Genomic DNA, 15,851 nt, shown 5'->3' with positions numbered 1-15,851 from the left:
CGGGCGGATGCACGAACTCATCTCGGGCCGCCGCAGCGCCCGCGGCTACGATCCGTCCTCGACCATCTCGCTCGACGACGTCACCACGATCGTCGACGCCGGGCGCTGGGCTCCCACCTGGGGCCGGGTGCAGCCGGTGCGCTTCATCGCGGGACTGCGCGGCGACCCGACGTTCGACGCCCTCGCCGGCGTCCTGACCCGGGGGAACTCGGGGTGGGCGCCGCGCTCGGCAGCCCTGATCCTGGTCTGTACCACCGATGACCCCGACGACGCGAAGGCCCACACGTACGGGGCCGTCGACTGTGGACTGGCGGTGGCGCAGATGATCCTGCAGTCCGAGGCCCTCGGCTTCAATGCCCATCCGATGGCCGGTTTCGACGCCGAGGCAGCCCGGGACATCTTCGGGATCCCCGCCGACAAACGACCGCTGGTGCTGCTCGGAGTCGGCGCGCTCGCCGACCCGGCGTCCCTTCCCGAGGAGATCCGCGCCCGCGACGAGAAACCCCGCACCCGGCTCCCGCTGTCCGAGGTCGCGTTCGCGGGCCGCTGGGGACGTCCCGCGTTCCCGGACTCCGCAGGCGCCTGACCGGCGAATGTGACGAACGAGGCATATGAGACAGAAGTGACGTGTGGTACTTGTTCTCCATGACTGTCACACCTCAACCTCGAGGACTCCTCCGCCGACTGGGAGCGCACCTCGCGCCCGTCGCCGCCGTCACCGCACTGACAGCCGCGGCAGCACTGTCCGTGCCGGCGGCCGCCCACGCCGACGAGCCGTTCAGCCTCGAATTCGATGGCGCCGCCGGCACTCTCCCGTCGGCGCTGCAGCACGAGACCGGCGCCGGCGGCTGGGGCAACAACGAGGTGCAGAACTACACCGCCGATCGGCTGAACTCGCGACTCGACGGCAACGGCAACCTGCTCATCGAGGCGCGCCGCGCGGCGACCGGCGGCTGGACGTCGGCCCGGCTCACCACCGAGGACAGCTTCGAGTTCACCTACGGGACGATCTCCGCGCGCATCTCCCTGCCGCAGGGTCGCGGGTTGCACCCGGCGTTCTGGCTGCTGGGAAGCGACATCGACTCCGTCGGGTACCCGGCGGCCGGCGAGGTCGACATCGCCGAGACGATCAACTCCTCCGACTGGGTCCACGTGGGCGTGCACGGCCCGACGGCGCTGGGCACCGCGATGGGATCACTCGATCTCTCGCTCGCCGATCTCCTCCCCGGACTGCCGCTGCCGGGGCCGCTCGCCGGCCGCTGGGAGCGGGGCCACGACCTCACCGGCATCGATCCGGGCGACTTCCACGTCTACGCGGTGACCAAGTCGTCGTCGCAGATACGTTTCACCATCGACGGGAACGCGGTCTACACGATCAACCGCTCCTCGCTCACCGGCGACGAACGGTGGGTCTTCGACAAGCCGATGTACGCACTGCTCAACGTCGCGGTCGGCGGCATCTGGCCCGGGCCCCCGTCGTCGACGACTCCGAGCCCGGCAACCATGACGGTCGACTGGTTGCGCTACACGCCGTCCACTCCCGCTCCCTGAGCTGAGGAGCGCCCGTAGCTTGCGGACGGTGGCAGCGACTCCGCCCCGAGCCGACAGGCCCGGGGCGGATTTCTTGTATTTGATTGCGGGACAATCGCTTACGCGACAAGCACCTGCTCGTCGTCGGTGACCGACGCCCGCATCGTCTTGTCCTTGGTCTCGACGATCTTGATCGTGCACACGACACTGAGTGCCGACAGACCGGCGAGCAGGACACCCACCCAGATCGCACCGGGACCCGCGATCAGCGGGGCGGCGATCAGCGGCGGGATCGCCCCACCGAGGATGCCGGCCAGGTTGTAACCCATCCCCGCACCGGTGTAGCGGTACCGCGCCTCGAACAGTTCGGGCAGAAGCGCACCGGCCGGACCGTAGGCGATGCCGAAGATCAGCAGCGTCCCGAAGAGTCCGACCACGAACGCGAAGCCGCCGCCGATCTCCAGGATCGGGAACAGCACCAGCGCCCAGGGGATCGCGACGCTGCACGAGGTGAGGATGACCCGGCGACGACCCACGCGGTCCGACCACACCGCCGACGCCGCGGTCGACAGTCCGAACACCACGGCCGCGCCCATCCCCGCGGTCAGCACGAAGGTCCGGGACAGCTCCAGTGACTTGGTGCCGTAGTTCGTGAGGAACGCCGTGCCCATGTAGAACAGCGAGAAAAGGCTCGCCAGCGCGCCGCCGGCGATGAGGATCTCGCGCCACTGGTGGCGGAAGGCGTCGAGGAACGGCAGTGCCGGACCGTCGACCACGGGACCGTCGATTGCCCTGCGCTGCTGGGCTTCTCGGAACACCGGCGTCTCCGCGACCGCGAGCCGCACCCACAGCCCGACGGCGACGAGCGCGAAGGACAGGATGAACGGGATGCGCCAGCCGTAGTCGAGGAAGGCCGAACTGGTCTCGCCGAGCGTCAGGCTCGCGATGAGGAACGTCAGGCTCGACAGGAAGAACGCGAAGGCCGGGCCGAGTTGCGGGAACATCGCGTACAGCCCCCGCTTGCCCGGTGGGGCGTACTCGGCGGTGAGAAGCGTTGCGCCCGCCCATTCGCCGCCGACGGCGAAGCCCTGCAGGAACCGCAGGAAGACGAGGAGGATGGGCGCCGCGATGCCGATCCCGGATTCGGCGAAGCCGAACACGCCGGTCTCGTAACCGGGGAGAAGACCGATCGCGACCGTCGCCAATCCCATGATGAGCAGGGTCCACACCAGGGTGCGTTTACGGCCGATCCGGTCGCCGAAGTGACCGAAGAGCATCGCGCCGACCGGCCGCGCGAAGAAGGCCACGGCGAAGGTGGCAAAGGACGCGATGGTCCCGGTGACCTCGTCGGCGGCCGGGAAGAACACGGTCGGGAACACCAGGGCGGCGGCGGTGCCGTAGATGAAGAAGTCGTAGAACTCGATCGTCGTGCCGATGGAACTCGCGGCGGCCACGCGTCGAAGGCTCGTGCGTTTACCCTCCGGCGGTTCGGTCACCGGCGGTTCGGCGGAGATGGTCGTCACTGGCGTTAGCCCTTTCTGCAGACGGCCGCGTCGGGGTGGCGGCTCGAGATCCCGGGCATCATCGGTCCGGGTGCCCCTGTCCGCCGCTCGGATGATTTGGGTCACTCCGGCTGCGCGGTGAGAGGCATGTCATAGTCTGGAGCCCGTGTCGGTGAGGCGGCACCCCCCGAAGAGGGGGACGTCATGACCCGGCCTCACCTGCAGCTTTGGCCACCTCGTCGCCGGGGAGTACAGTCGAGCGCATGCAGCGCGCACTCCTCCTCGGTTGCCGCGGCGGGGTCTGAACCGACCGGCCCTCCGTCGCGGGGCCTCATCACGCGCCGGTCACTTTCCTTCCACACACGGAGAATGACCACCATGGCACCAGCAGACAGCTTCACTTCCGGCGCCAGCCGAATCGTCGAGCCCGCGGGCCCGATTCCCGCCGGACAACCCTCATGGAATCCGCAGCGCAGCTCCGCGATGCCGGTTCATCGTTATCGACAGTTCGCCGACGAGGTCGAGAAAGTGGCGGTTCCCGACCGCACTTGGCCCGACAAGGTCATCACCACCGCCCCGATGTGGTGCGCGGTCGACCTCCGCGACGGCAACCAGGCACTCATCGACCCCATGAGCCCGGCACGCAAGCGCCGCATGTTCGACCTCCTCGTACGGATGGGTTACAAGGAGATCGAGGTCGGCTTCCCGTCGGCCAGCCAGACCGATTACGACTTCGTCCGCGAGATCATCGAAGACGGCGCCATCCCCGACGACGTGACGATCCAGGTGCTGACCCAGTGTCGTGACGAACTGATCGAGCGCACCTTCGACGCCTGCCGCGGCGCGGCCAACGTGATCGTCCACTTCTACAACTCGACGTCGGTCCTGCAGCGTCGAGTCGTGTTCCGCGCGGACAAGGCGGCGATCACCAAGATCGCGACCGACGCCGCACACAAGGTCCTCGAGGTACAGCAGAACTACCCGGACACCAACTGGCGGTACGAGTACTCGCCGGAGTCCTACACGGGCACCGAGCTGAGCTTCGCCAAGGAGGTGTGCGACGCGGTCACCGAGATCATCGCCCCCACCCCGGAGCGCCCGATGATCATCAATCTGCCGGCGACCGTCGAGATGGCCACGCCCAACGTCTACGCCGACTCGATCGAGTGGATGCACCGCAACCTCGCCCGGCGCGACTCGGTCATCCTGAGCCTGCACCCCCACAACGACCGCGGAACCGCCGTTGCCGCAGCCGAACTGGGCTACCAGGCGGGCGCCGACCGCATCGAGGGATGCCTGTTCGGCAACGGCGAGCGCACCGGCAACGTCTGTCTGGTCACCCTCGGCATGAACATGTTCAGCCGCGGCGTCGACCCGCAGATCAGCTTCTCCGACATCGACGAGATCCGCCGGACGGTCGAGTACTGCAACCAGCTCAACGTCCCCGAGCGTCACCCCTACGGCGGCGACCTGGTCTACACCGCGTTCTCAGGCAGCCACCAGGACGCGATCAACAAGGGCCTCGACCAGATGAAGGTCGACGCCGACAACGCCGACTCCGACGTCGACGACATCACCTGGGCCGTCCCGTATCTGCCGATCGACCCCAAGGACGTCGGCCGCAACTACGAAGCGGTCATCCGCGTCAACAGCCAGTCCGGCAAGGGCGGCGTCGCCTACATCATGAAGGCCGACCACGGCATGAACCTGCCGCGTCGTCTGCAGATCGAGTTCAGCCGAGAGATCCAGAAGATCACCGACGGCGAGGGCGGCGAGGTCAATCCCAAGGAGATGTGGGACGTCTTCGCGGAGAACTACCTGCACCCGATCTGGCCGCTCGAGCGCATCCGGCAGAAGGTGGACGCGGCCGAGGTCGACGGCGGCGACGACCACATCACCGCCGTGGTGAAGGTCGAGGGCAACGAGCGGGAGATCTCTGGCTCCGGCAACGGTCCGCTGGCGGCATTCGTCGACGCGCTCGGCGCCGTCGGCTATGAGGTCCGGGTCCTCGACTACAGCGAGCACGCGCTGACCGCCGGCGGCGACGCCAGCGCCGCGGCGTACGTCGAGACCGAGGTCAACGGCGAGACGGTCTGGGGTGTCGGCATCGCGTCGTCGATCACCACCGCCAGCCTGCGCGCAGTCGTCTCGGCCGTGAACCGCGCTTACCGGGTCACCTCGGTTCCGGTCGCCGACGGCGAGGCCGCCCCGGGCACCTGGGCGCCCTGACCCTCCTCCTTCGAAGATCCGATTCCGTCCCGTCGATCGCGCCGATCGGCGGGACGGAATCGTTCTGACGGGAACAAAACGGACCAGAGTTTCATTTAGAGGGCATGAAGAACATCGGTTTCCTGTCGTTCGGTCACTGGTCGGACGCCCACGGGTCCCAGGTGCGGTCCGGCGCGGACACGCTGCTGCAGTCCATCGACCTCGCGGTGGCCGCCGAGGAGCTCGGCGCCGACGGTGCGTACTTCCGCGTCCATCACTTCGCACGGCAACTCGCGTCGCCGTTCCCGTTGCTCGCGGCGATCGGCGCGAAGACCAGTCACATCGAGATCGGCACCGGCGTCATCGACATGCGCTACGAGAACCCGCTGTACATGGCCGAAGACGCAGGCGCCGCGGATCTCATCTCCGGCGGCCGGCTCCAGCTCGGGATCAGTCGTGGGTCCCCCGAGCAGGTCATCGACGGCTACAAGTACTTCGGCTACGTCCCGCCCGAGGGTTCGACCGATGCGGACATGGCACGACAGCACACCGAGGTGTTCCTGAAGGTCATCGAAGGCGGCGGCTTCGCCACGCCGAATCCTCGTCCGATGTTCCCCAACCCGCCGGGACTCCTGCCCATCGAGCCGCAGTCCCCCGGTCTGCGGGACCGCATCTGGTGGGGCGCCGGGACCCGGGCGACCGCGGAATGGACTGCCCAGCAGGGCATGAACCTGATGAGCTCGACGCTGCTGACCGAGGACACCGGTGTGCCCTTCCACCAGCTGCAGGCCGAACAGATCCAGCGGTTCCGCAAGGCCTGGGCCGACGCCGGGCACCCGCGCGAGCCACGAGTATCGGTGAGCCGCAGCATCTTCGCCATCGTCGACGACCGAGACCGCGCCTACTTCGGCCGCGGCGGCGCCGAATCCGATCAGGTCGGCGTCATCGACAACAGCGTCGCCCGCTTCGGACGCAGTTACGCGGACGAGCCGGACAAGCTGATCGAGCAGTTGCGCGAGGACGAGGCGATCGCCGCGGCCGACACTCTCCTGCTGACCGTGCCGAACCAACTCGGTGTCGAGTACAACGCGCACGTCCTCGAGTCGATCCTCACGCACGTCGCGCCGGCTCTCGGCTGGCGCTGACACCGCGTTACGCACACCTCGTCGGCCCCGTCGGCCGCGCCGGTCCTCCCGCGCGCAGCCGTTCGGGGCCGGCGTTCTTGCGCAGGGTGCCGAAATCGCCACATCGAGACGACTCGCTGACCTAACGTCACCGGGGTGTCCGGTGTCCGAGGGACATCACCGACGAGTTGTCGAGACACACGCCGAGCCCCACGCGAACGGAGAGCCCCCATGTCCGAAGTGATCGTCGTCGCCACCATCTCCCCCAAGCCCGGAGAAGAACAGGCGGTGCGGGAGGCCGTGCTGGCTGCGATCCCCGAGGTGCACGGCGAGCCGGGATGCGGGAAATACGCGTTGCACGAGGCCACCGGCGACTCGACCGACCTGGTGATGATCGAGCGCTGGGAATCGATGGAGGCCCTCGCGACCCACGGCGCCGCCCCGGCGCTCACCACGCTGGGCAAGGCCATCGGCGGACTGCTGGCCGGCCCCCTGGACGTCCGGACATTCACCGCAGTTCCCGCAGGTCAGCCCGACAAAGGCACCATCTGACACGTCACGACGCCGCCCTCACCCGTCCACCCGGGTGAGGGCGGTACCCATTTCTGCGGGTGCTTGCTGTTGATTCCGCCACCGAGCGCGTGCTAGACCGGTATAACGATCGTTAGATAAAGTGAGCCGCGCTTACTGCTGCGCTGGTCCCCGCTCCCGAGAGGAACCCTCATGCCCGAAGCCGTCATCGTCGACGTCGTACGCCTCGCGTCCGGAAAGGGGAAGCCCGGGGGCGCGCTGTCGGAGACCAAGCCCGTCGAGTTGCTCGCACACGTGCTGCGCTCGCTGGTCGAGCGCAACGATCTCGACCCGGCCCTCGTCGACGATGTGATCGGCGGTTGCGTCGGCCAGGCCGGTGAGCAGGCCCTGAACATCTCGCGGACCGCCCTGCTGTCCGCCGGCTTCCCCGAGTCGGTGCCCGCGACGACCGTCGACCGTCAGTGCGGGTCGAGCCAGCAGGCCGCGCACTTCGCCGCGCAGGGCATCATCGCCGGCGCCTACGACGTGGTGATCGCCGCCGGCGTCGAGTCCATGAGCCGCGTCCCGATGGGCTTCACCACCGCCGGAAAAAGCCCCTACGGTCCGAGCATCGCCGCGCGCTACCCCGACGGCCTGGTGAACCAGGGCATCTCGGCCGAACTGATCTCGGCCAAATGGAAGTTCGATCGTGACACCCTCGATGCCTTTGCCGCCCAGTCGCATCAGCGTGCTGCGGCAGCCGCCGCCGAGGGATTCTTCGACCGCGAGGTGCTGCCGATCGATGTCGCCGACGCCAACGGCGACATCGTCACCCACCGCGTCGACGAAACGGTTCGCGCGTCGACCACCGCCGAGGGACTGTCCGGCCTGCGCCCGTCCTTCTACACCGAGGACACCGCCGCACGCTTTCCCGACATCAACTGGCTCATCACCCCGGGCAATTCCTCGCCGCTCACCGACGGGGCCTCCGGCGCGCTCATGATGAGCGATGTCATGGCGTCGAAGCTCGGCCTGACCCCTCGTGCGCGTTTCCACTCGTTCTCGGTCGCCGGCGACGACCCGATCTTCATGCTCACCGCACCGATCCCGGCCACCCACAAGGTCCTCAAGCGGGCCGGCCTGTCCATCGACGAGATCGACACCTATGAGGTCAACGAGGCCTTCGCTCCGGTGCCGCTGGCCTGGGCCCACGAGTTCGGCGCCGACCCGGCGAAACTGAATCCGCGCGGTGGCGCGATCTCGCTCGGCCACGCACTCGGCTCCTCCGGCACCCGACTGCTGTCGACGATGGTCAACCACCTCGAGGCCACCGGCGGCCGGTACGGCCTGCAGACCATGTGCGAGGGCGCGGGCATGGCCAACGCCACCATCATCGAACGTGTCTGAGGCGGCGCGGACGGCTCCCACCCGGAGGCTGACGATCGAGACCGAGGGCCTGGACTGGCGGGAGCGCGAACCGGTGCCGCTGCCGGCCACCCTCGTCGCGGCCAAGCACGCCTTCTACGAGCGCGGTTATCACGGCACCTCGATCCGTGACATCGCCTCGCGGGCAGGCGTTTCGCTGCCGACGCTCTACTACCACCACGACAACAAGCTCGGCATCCTCGTCGAACTGCTCGAGGCCGCGATGACCTCGGTGCTGGCGTGGGTCGGCGCGGCCATTCAGTCCGGCCGGACGCCGAGCGAGCAGCTGTCCAACGCGATCGAGTCGATCGTCCTGCACATGACCAACGACGTCGAACTCGCCAGCGTGGCAAGCGAGTTCCGCCACCTCGACGTCGAGGATCCCCGACGGGAGACCTACGTCGCGATGCGGACCGAGACCGAGGAGCTGCTCGCTGGTGTCATCGAGCGTGGCGTCGAATCCGGTGAGTTCCACTTCGACGACGACGTGAAAGACGTGCTGCGCTACCTGTTCGGCGCATGCCAGGCGATCACCACCTGGTACCGCCCCTCGGGTGCCCGGACACCGGCCGAGGTCGCGGCGTCGTATGCGCTGCTCTCACTGCGCGTCGTCGGCGCGCGCGACGCCGACCAGAACGACAACTGACCGACCGACAACTCCTGAACGACGATCGAGTAGAGCAGAAAGGGAGAAGCCATGAAACGCACCATCTTCGAAGACGAGCACGAGGCCCTGCGGGAAACCGCGCGGCAATTCCTGCAGCGCGAATGCGCCCCGTACACCGAGGAGTGGACGCGAGCCGGTCAGGTCGATCGCATCGCCTTCAAGAAGGCCGGTGACGCAGGTCTTCTCGGATTCAACATTCCCGAGGAGTACGGCGGCGGCGGTGCCATGGACGACTTCCGGTTCAACGCCGTGGTGGTCGAGGAGTTCGCGAAGTTCGACGGCGCGGCACCCGGCCTCAGCCTGCAGAACGACGTCGTCGCACCGTACTTCGTGCACCTCGCCAACGACGAGCAGAAGAAGCGCTGGATGCCCGGGATCGCCACCGGCGAGACGATCCTCGCCGTCGCGATGACCGAGCCGGGCGCGGGCTCCGACCTGGCGGGCATCAAGACCTCGGCCAAGCTCGAGGGCGATCACTATGTCCTGAACGGCAACAAGACGTTCATCTCGTCGGGCATCAACTCCGACCTCGTGGTCGTGGTCTGCCGGACCAACCCCGATCCCGAGGCGGGCCACAAGGCGTTCTCGCTGCTCGTCGTCGAGCGCGGCATGGAGGGCTTCGAGCGCGGCCGCAAGCTCGACAAGATGGGCCTCAAGGCCCAGGACACCGCCGAGCTGCACTTCAACGACGTGCGCGTCCCGGTCGAGAATTTGCTCGGCCAGGAGGGCATGGGCTTCTACCACCTCATGCAGAACCTGCCGTCGGAGCGGCTGTCGATCGGCATCGGCGCCATCGCCGGTGCGCGTGCGATCTTCGACGAGACCCTGCAGTACACCAAGGACCGCAAGGCCTTCGGCCGTCCGATCGGCACCTTCCAGGCGAACCGCTTCAGCCTCGCCGAGATGGCGACCGAGCTCGACATCGCCGAGGTCTACATCGACCGCTGCCTGCAGGGCGTTCTCGACGGCGAGCTGAACGCCGTCGACGCCTCGAAGAACAAGTGGTGGTGTACCGAACTGGCCAAGCGCGTCATCGACAGCTGCCTGCAGCTGCACGGCGGCTACGGCTACATGAACGAGTACCGCGTCGCCCGCGCCTACACCGACGCGCGTATCCAGACGATCTTCGGTGGCACCACCGAGATCATGAAGGACATCGTCGGCAAGAGCCTCGGCGTCTGAGTCCTCGCAATCGTCGACAGCCCGGGGCACGCGCCCCGGGCTGTCGGCGTATCCGGGCCCGCCCAAGTGGCGTCGGGCCGTCAGCCCTGTTCGGCACCCACCGCACGTAGGTGATCGACGACCTGCTGCACCGCCGCCCGCGAACGCGGGCGGGCCAGCGCCTCGTAGACCCGTGCGGCGCGAACCCCCTTGAGCACCAGTCGTTTCACCTCCGGGTGCCGGACCGCGAAACGCGGCATCAGCGCGATGCCGTGACCGTGCGCCACGAGCGCCTCGATGGTGGTGAAGTCCAGCATCCGCTGTGTCACCCGGGGCGCCACCCCGGTCGCCGCCGAGATCGACTGCAGCACATCGTCGACCGGGAAGCCGCCCTCGACGCTGATCCAGTCGTGATCGGCGAGTTCGGTGACCGCGACCTGGTCGCGCACGGCGAGTTCGCTGCCGGCGGCGACGATCACGTCGACGGGTTCACGCATCAGCTCGGTGACGCGGACCCGCGGGACGTTGATCGCCGGGGTCCGTTCATCGCGGTGGGTGACCACGATGTCGTGATCGGCGAGAGCCGGTGCCGCGTCGGGGTATCCGACGTCGAGATGGACCGCGTGTACGTCGATGCCCGATGCGGTGGCCCGCTCCAGGACCGCCGGCAGCAGAAGCGTCGCACCCGACGGGAACATCGCCAGCCGGACGCGCGCCTTGCCGGACCGGTACGACGACATCTCCTCCTGGGCCCGATCCACCGCCGCGATCACGTCGTCGGCGCGCAACACGAGTGCGCGTCCGGCCTCCGTCAGACGGATTCGCCTGCCGTCGGGTTCGAACAGCGCGACCCCCGCCTCCTCGGCCAGGACCTTCAACTGCTGTGACACCGCTGACGGGGTCATGTGCATCGCATCGGCCACCGCACCGATCGACTCCCGATCGGCGAACTCACGCAGCAGCCGTAGACGCCGGACCTCCATGCGGCAACGGTACTCACCCATGCCGGCGGCCCACTCCGGCCGACTGCTCGCGCAACGTGCATCGAGTCCCCGTCGGGGCTGCCCGGAATGTCTGGACCCCCCACACCGTTGTCGGGGGCATGGCATCACAAGACATCACCCTGGAAACCTTCGAGGACACCATCGCCTCGGACGGCATCGTCCTCCTCGACTTCTGGGCCGGCTGGTGCGGCCCGTGCCGGCAGTTCGCGCCCGTCTTCGAGAAGGCCTCCGAAGCACACTCCGACATCGTGTTCGGCAAGATCGACACCGAGGCCGAGCAGCAGCTCGCCGGCAGTCTCGGAATCCGTTCCATCCCGACGCTCATGGCATTCCGGGACGGGATCCTGGTCTTCAACCAGCCCGGTGCACTACCTGCGGCTCAGCTCGAGGAACTGATCGGCGCCGTCGAGGGGCTCGACATGGATGACGTGCGGGCGAAGGTCGCCGCGGCACAGAAGTAACCGTTCAGAGAAACTGAATAGTTATTCCGGTTAAATTCGATTGTCCTTCACATCGTCCACGCCGACGATGGGGCCATGTCCACTCGTGATCGCCTCCTCGCGTTGTTCGTCGTCGTCCTCTGGGGACTGAACTTCATCGCGATCCGACTCGGACTCGACCACTTCCCGCCGTTCTTCCTCGCCGCGATGCGATTTGCGGTGATGGCGATACCGGTCATGTTGTTCGTGCGGTTCCCGAAGGTGCGCCTGAAGTGGTTCCTGCTGTACGTCGCCGGCTTCGGCAGCGTGCAGTTCATCATGCTGTTCCTGGCCATGGATCTGGGCATGCCGACCGGGCTCGCCTCGCTGGTCCTCCAGACCTCGGCGCCCTTCACGGTCATGCTCGGCGTGCTGTTCCTCCGCGAACGGATGACGACCGGACAGATCCTCGGCCTGGCGGTCGCGGTCCTCGGCATGGCGGTCATCGCGATCGACCGGATGCGCGGCAGCGACCTCGGCGTGGCCGCTCTGCTCCCGATTGGTCTCACCGTGCTCGGTGGTCTGAGCTGGGCAGCGGGCAACATCGGGGGCAGACTCGCCCGTCCCGACGACTCCTTGCGGATGACGTTGTGGATGGCCGTCGTCGCCACTCCGCCGCTGTATGCGGTGAGCTTGATCGTCGAGGGACCCTCCGCCGGCTTCGACGCGCTAGCCACGCTCGGTACCGAGAGTGGACTCCGTGCCCTGGGTGGCCTCGCCTACCTCGCGATCTTCGGCACCGTCATCGGTGCGGGTCTGTGGACCACGCTGCTGGGACGCAACGACGCGAGCCGGGTGTCGCCCATGTCGCTGCTCGTGCCCGTGGTTGGGATCTCGGCAGCATTCTTCGTTCTCGGCGAAGTCCCCAGCGTCGGGGAGATCGTCGGTGCGGTCATTGTCGTCGCGGGGTGCGCTGCCGGGGTGATGGCCCGGCCGAGAGCCCGTAGGCGCTCGATCGTTCCAAGTGCCACCCCGGCGCCGGCCGATTCCGTGTCGGCGGTGACGGGCGCTCGGGAGGGCGCCGGAACACCGGTGCGCTCAGGCGGCTGAGCTGGACCCGGCCGGCGGAAGGGCCTCGCGCACCACCGCGCACAGACGGTCGACCGCGGCCCGGGCACCCGGACTGATCAAGGTCATGTTGACGAACCCGTGGATCATCGCGCCCTCTCGCCGGACCGTGACCGGCACGCCGGCCTCCTCGAGCCTGCGCGCGTACGCGAGGCCCTCGTCACGCAGCGGGTCGAAGCCGGCGACCATGACATGCGCGGGCGGGAGACCGCTGAGATCGTCGGCGAGCAGTGGCGAGCAGCGCGGGTCGCTCCGCTGCGCGGCGTCGGGCAGGTAGCGATCGGTGAACCAGTCGATGCCGTCGGCGGTGAGGAAGTACCCCGACGCGAACTCCCGGCGCGAGGGTGTGTCGGCGGCCTGGTCGGTCACCGGGTAGATGAGCAGCTGGAAAGCCGGGGTGACCGCTTCGCCACGGACCTCCCGGGCGACGACGGTCGCGAGATTTCCGCCCGCGCTGTCACCGGCGACGACGATCCGCGCCGGATCGAGACCCCACCGCGGCGCCACCTCGACAGCGAAGCGCCACGCCGCCACCGCGTCCTCGACGGCCGCGGGGAACGGGGCGTCGGGGGCCAACCGGTAGTCGACGGAGAGCACGTCGAGGCCGGTGCCATGTGCCAGACGTCGGACGAAGGTGTCGTGGCTGATCCGGCTGCCGGTGACGAAGCCGCCGCCGTGGAAGTAGACGAGCAGCCCGGCCGAGTCGGTGGTGGAGCGATACCGGGTGGCCGGGATCGGGCCGGCGGGTCCGTCGATGACGAGGTCCTCCACCGCCATGGGCGGCAGCGCCTCGGCCATGGCGGCGCCGACCTCGTCGGTCTGCGCACGCGACTGCGCCACCTCGCCCTGGAAGGGATTCAGCCCGGGCACGTTGTCGTTGGCCCAGCCGATCGCGGCAAGCTCGGGGGCGACCCGCTCACCGTCGGAGTTGACCGATGCCCGTCGCCCCAGAACGGCCAACGCTCCGGCCGGGATTCGTGCGACGGCGAGCAACAGTCCGCGTTGCACTCGGGCGGGCAGGGACAGGCGCAGATGGGTGTCGCGACTCACAGCCGCCGAGCCTACGCGGCGTCGGCGCACGGCACGACCACTCCCGTCGGATCGGCCTGTGACACACTCGTGCGCATGCCCGACCGACTCTCTTCCGCCGGTTCCGCAACCCGTACGAACACCCGTGTTCCCGCCCGTACCGCCGTCGCCCTGGGCGCTGCGGCCGCGGCCCGGTGGGCGTCGCGCACCGCGGGACGGGGCAAGGGGTCGATGATCGGCGGGCTGGTCGCCGCGAAGATCGACCCCCAGATCATGGGTCGGCTCGCCGCGGGCAAACGCACCGCGATCGTCACCGGCACCAACGGGAAGTCGACGACCACACGGATGACCGCAGCCGCGATGGCCGAACTCGGCGAGGTCGCCACCCAGGCCGACGGCGCCAACATGGACGCCGGCATCATCGCGACGCTGACCCTGAGCCGGACGGCGCCGTTCTGCGCGCTCGAGGTCGACGAACTGCACGTCCCGCACGTCAGCGACGCCGTCGACCCCGAGGTCCTCGTGATGCTCAACCTCTCCCGGGATCAGCTCGACCGAGTCGGCGAGATCAACATGATCGAGCGTCGGCTGCGTGAAGGCATCGCACGTCATCCCGAGACCACGGTGATCGCCAACTGCGACGACGTCCTGGTGACGTCGGCCGCCTTCGACGCCCCGGACGTGGTCTGGGTGGCGGCCGGCGCGAGCTGGGTCGGCGATTCCGTCAGCTGCCCCCGTACCGGTGAGCCCATCGTCCGTTCCGAGGAGGGGTGGCGGTCGACCGGCGACGACAACTTCCGCCGCCCCACCCCCGAGTGGTGGTTCGACGACGAGAACATCTACGGCCCCGACGGTTTCAGCGCTCCCCTGGAGCTCGCGGTGCCGGGCAGGGCCAACCGCGGCAACGCGACCCAGGCGGTGGCCGCGGCCGTCGCGATGGGCGCCGACCCGCGCAACGCGGTGGCCGCCGTCGGCACCGTCGGCGAGGTCGCCGGCCGATACGGCATCCACCAGGTCGGAAACCACTCGGTCCGAACACTTCTCGCGAAGAACCCGGCCGGGTGGCAAGAAGCGATGTCGATGATCGACCAGGACGCCGACGGGCTGGTGATCGCGGTCAACGGCCAGGTGCCCGACGGCGAGGACCTGTCCTGGTTGTGGGACGTGCGCTTCGAGGCGTTCGAGACCATGCAGGTCGTCGCGGCCGGCGAGCGCGCCGCCGACCTGTCGGTCCGGCTGCTCTACGCGGGCGCCGAACACACCACCATCCCGGATCCCATGGCCGCCATCGCATCCTGTCCGCCGGGACGCGTCGAGGTCCTGGCGAACTACACGGCGTTCCGCGATCTCGGCACCGCCCTGGAAAGCGCAGCACGATCGCGGAAGGCGGAGCGGTGAGCGAATCGACCCTGCGGATCGGCCTCGTCCTGCCCGACGTCATGGGTACCTACGGGGACGGTGGGAACGCCCTCATCCTGAAGCGCCGCGCACTGATGCGTGGCATCGACGCCGAGGTCATCCACATCACCCTCGACGACCCGGTCCCCGACTCGCTCGACGTCTACACCCTCGGTGGCGCCGAGGATTACGCGCAGCGGCTCGCCACCCGGCACCTCACGCGCCACCCGGGTCTGCAGCAGGCGGCGGCGGCCGGACGGCCGGTGCTGGCCATCTGCGCCGCCATCCAGGTACTCGGCCACTGGTACGAGACATCGGCGGGCGAACGCGTCGACGGCATCTCCCTGTTCGATCTCACGACGGCGCCCCAGGCGGAGCGGAGTATCGGCGAGTTGTTGGTCGACCCCGCCCTCCCAGGACTGTCACAACCCCTCACCGGTTTCGAGAACCACCGCGGCGGAACGACTCTCGGGTCCGACGCGGCCCCACTGGGTCGCGTACGGCATGGCGTCGGCAACGGCGTCGGCGACGGCACCGAGGGCGTCGTCCAGGGCAGCGTCATCGGCACCTACATGCACGGTCCGGCGCTGGCCCGCAACCCCGAACTCGCCGACCATCTCCTGGCCACCGCGCTCGGCGTCGAATCCCTTGCCCCGCTTGACCTCCCTGAGGTCGATCGGCTACGCCGGGAACGCCTCGCCGCCGGACGACGTCGGTAACGTCGACGACGGCCTTCCGCTGACCGA

15 protein-coding genes are annotated in these 15,851 nt (G+C 68.6%); 12 read left to right on the top strand and 3 right to left on the bottom strand.

Annotated features, from left to right (window positions below):
* Positions 1-7 precede the first annotated feature (7 nt).
* Both LEL84_RS17210 and LEL84_RS17205 read left to right on the top strand, forming a co-directional pair.
* Positions 8-586: a nitroreductase family protein gene (locus LEL84_RS17210; RefSeq protein WP_065630656.1), complete on the top strand. Its 579-nt coding sequence runs from the start codon at positions 8-10 to the stop codon at positions 584-586.
* Positions 587-645: 59 nt separating this feature from the next.
* Complete coding sequence (locus LEL84_RS17205) at positions 646-1,551, top strand: glycoside hydrolase family 16 protein (RefSeq protein ID WP_226512284.1); 906 nt, start codon at positions 646-648, stop codon at positions 1,549-1,551.
* 98 nt (positions 1,552-1,649) lie between these two features.
* Here LEL84_RS17205 and LEL84_RS17200 read toward each other — a convergent pair whose 3' ends face one another.
* Complete coding sequence (locus LEL84_RS17200) at positions 1,650-3,053, bottom strand: MFS transporter (RefSeq protein WP_226512283.1); 1,404 nt, start codon at positions 3,051-3,053, stop codon at positions 1,650-1,652.
* 357 nt (positions 3,054-3,410) lie between these two features.
* Here LEL84_RS17200 and leuA point away from each other — a divergent pair, with 357 nt between their 5' ends.
* The 6 genes from leuA to LEL84_RS17170 all read left to right on the top strand — a co-directional run bounded on the left by leuA (position 3,411) and on the right by LEL84_RS17170 (position 10,148).
* On the top strand, positions 3,411-5,261 hold the full coding sequence (gene leuA, locus LEL84_RS17195) for a 2-isopropylmalate synthase (RefSeq protein ID WP_226512282.1): 1,851 nt from the start codon (positions 3,411-3,413) through the stop codon (positions 5,259-5,261).
* Positions 5,262-5,365: 104 nt separating this feature from the next.
* Positions 5,366-6,385 carry an LLM class flavin-dependent oxidoreductase gene (locus LEL84_RS17190; protein ID WP_068972282.1) on the top strand — a complete coding sequence of 340 codons (1,020 nt, stop codon included), beginning with the start codon at positions 5,366-5,368 and terminating at the stop codon, positions 6,383-6,385.
* Between the two features lie 210 nt (positions 6,386-6,595).
* Positions 6,596-6,916: a putative quinol monooxygenase gene (locus LEL84_RS17185; protein ID WP_065632076.1), complete on the top strand. Its 321-nt coding sequence runs from the start codon at positions 6,596-6,598 to the stop codon at positions 6,914-6,916.
* A gap of 171 nt (positions 6,917-7,087) precedes the next feature.
* Positions 7,088-8,281 (top strand): thiolase family protein, encoded by a 1,194-nt coding sequence (locus LEL84_RS17180; protein WP_226512281.1) that lies wholly within the window; start codon positions 7,088-7,090, stop codon positions 8,279-8,281.
* On the top strand, positions 8,274-8,945 hold the full coding sequence (locus LEL84_RS17175; RefSeq protein WP_226512280.1) for a TetR/AcrR family transcriptional regulator: 672 nt from the start codon (positions 8,274-8,276) through the stop codon (positions 8,943-8,945). The genes LEL84_RS17180 and LEL84_RS17175 overlap by 8 nt, the downstream gene beginning before the upstream one ends.
* Positions 8,946-8,996: 51 nt before the next feature.
* The gene (locus LEL84_RS17170; RefSeq protein ID WP_058251055.1) at positions 8,997-10,148 is read left to right on the top strand and encodes an acyl-CoA dehydrogenase family protein; all 1,152 of its coding nucleotides are present in this window, start codon (positions 8,997-8,999) and stop codon (positions 10,146-10,148) included.
* An 80-nt stretch (positions 10,149-10,228) separates the two neighbouring features.
* Here the strand turns inward: LEL84_RS17170 and LEL84_RS17165 are convergent, their stop codons facing one another.
* Positions 10,229-11,110, bottom strand: a complete 882-nt coding sequence (locus LEL84_RS17165) for a LysR family transcriptional regulator (RefSeq protein WP_226512279.1) — start codon at positions 11,108-11,110, stop codon at positions 10,229-10,231.
* 119 nt (positions 11,111-11,229) lie between these two features.
* On the opposite strand from LEL84_RS17165, the gene trxA reads away from it, so the two are divergent.
* Both trxA and LEL84_RS17155 read left to right on the top strand, forming a co-directional pair.
* Complete coding sequence (gene trxA, locus LEL84_RS17160; protein WP_226512278.1) at positions 11,230-11,592, top strand: thioredoxin; 363 nt, start codon at positions 11,230-11,232, stop codon at positions 11,590-11,592.
* A 75-nt stretch (positions 11,593-11,667) separates the two neighbouring features.
* Entirely contained in the window at positions 11,668-12,660 is a 993-nt protein-coding gene (locus tag LEL84_RS17155) for an EamA family transporter (RefSeq protein WP_226512277.1), read from the top strand.
* Here LEL84_RS17155 and LEL84_RS17150 read toward each other — a convergent pair.
* Positions 12,649-13,728, bottom strand: a complete 1,080-nt coding sequence (locus tag LEL84_RS17150) for an alpha/beta hydrolase (RefSeq protein ID WP_226512276.1) — start codon at positions 13,726-13,728, stop codon at positions 12,649-12,651. The genes LEL84_RS17155 and LEL84_RS17150 overlap by 12 nt on opposite strands.
* 75 nt (positions 13,729-13,803) lie before the next feature.
* Between LEL84_RS17150 and LEL84_RS17145 the strand changes: the two genes are divergently transcribed.
* Positions 13,804-15,105, top strand: a complete 1,302-nt coding sequence (locus LEL84_RS17145) for a MurT ligase domain-containing protein (protein ID WP_226512275.1) — start codon at positions 13,804-13,806, stop codon at positions 15,103-15,105.
* Positions 15,102-15,824, top strand: a complete 723-nt coding sequence (locus LEL84_RS17140; protein ID WP_226512274.1) for a type 1 glutamine amidotransferase — start codon at positions 15,102-15,104, stop codon at positions 15,822-15,824. The genes LEL84_RS17145 and LEL84_RS17140 overlap by 4 nt, the downstream gene beginning before the upstream one ends.
* The last annotated feature ends 27 nt before the right edge of the window (positions 15,825-15,851 follow it).

The organism is Gordonia sp. WA4-43 (assembly GCF_020520305.1).
Classification (GTDB): domain Bacteria; phylum Actinomycetota; class Actinomycetes; order Mycobacteriales; family Mycobacteriaceae; genus Gordonia; species Gordonia hongkongensis.
The sequence above is the reverse complement of the archived record's forward strand: the minus strand, read 5'-3'. Positions and strand labels throughout refer to the sequence as shown.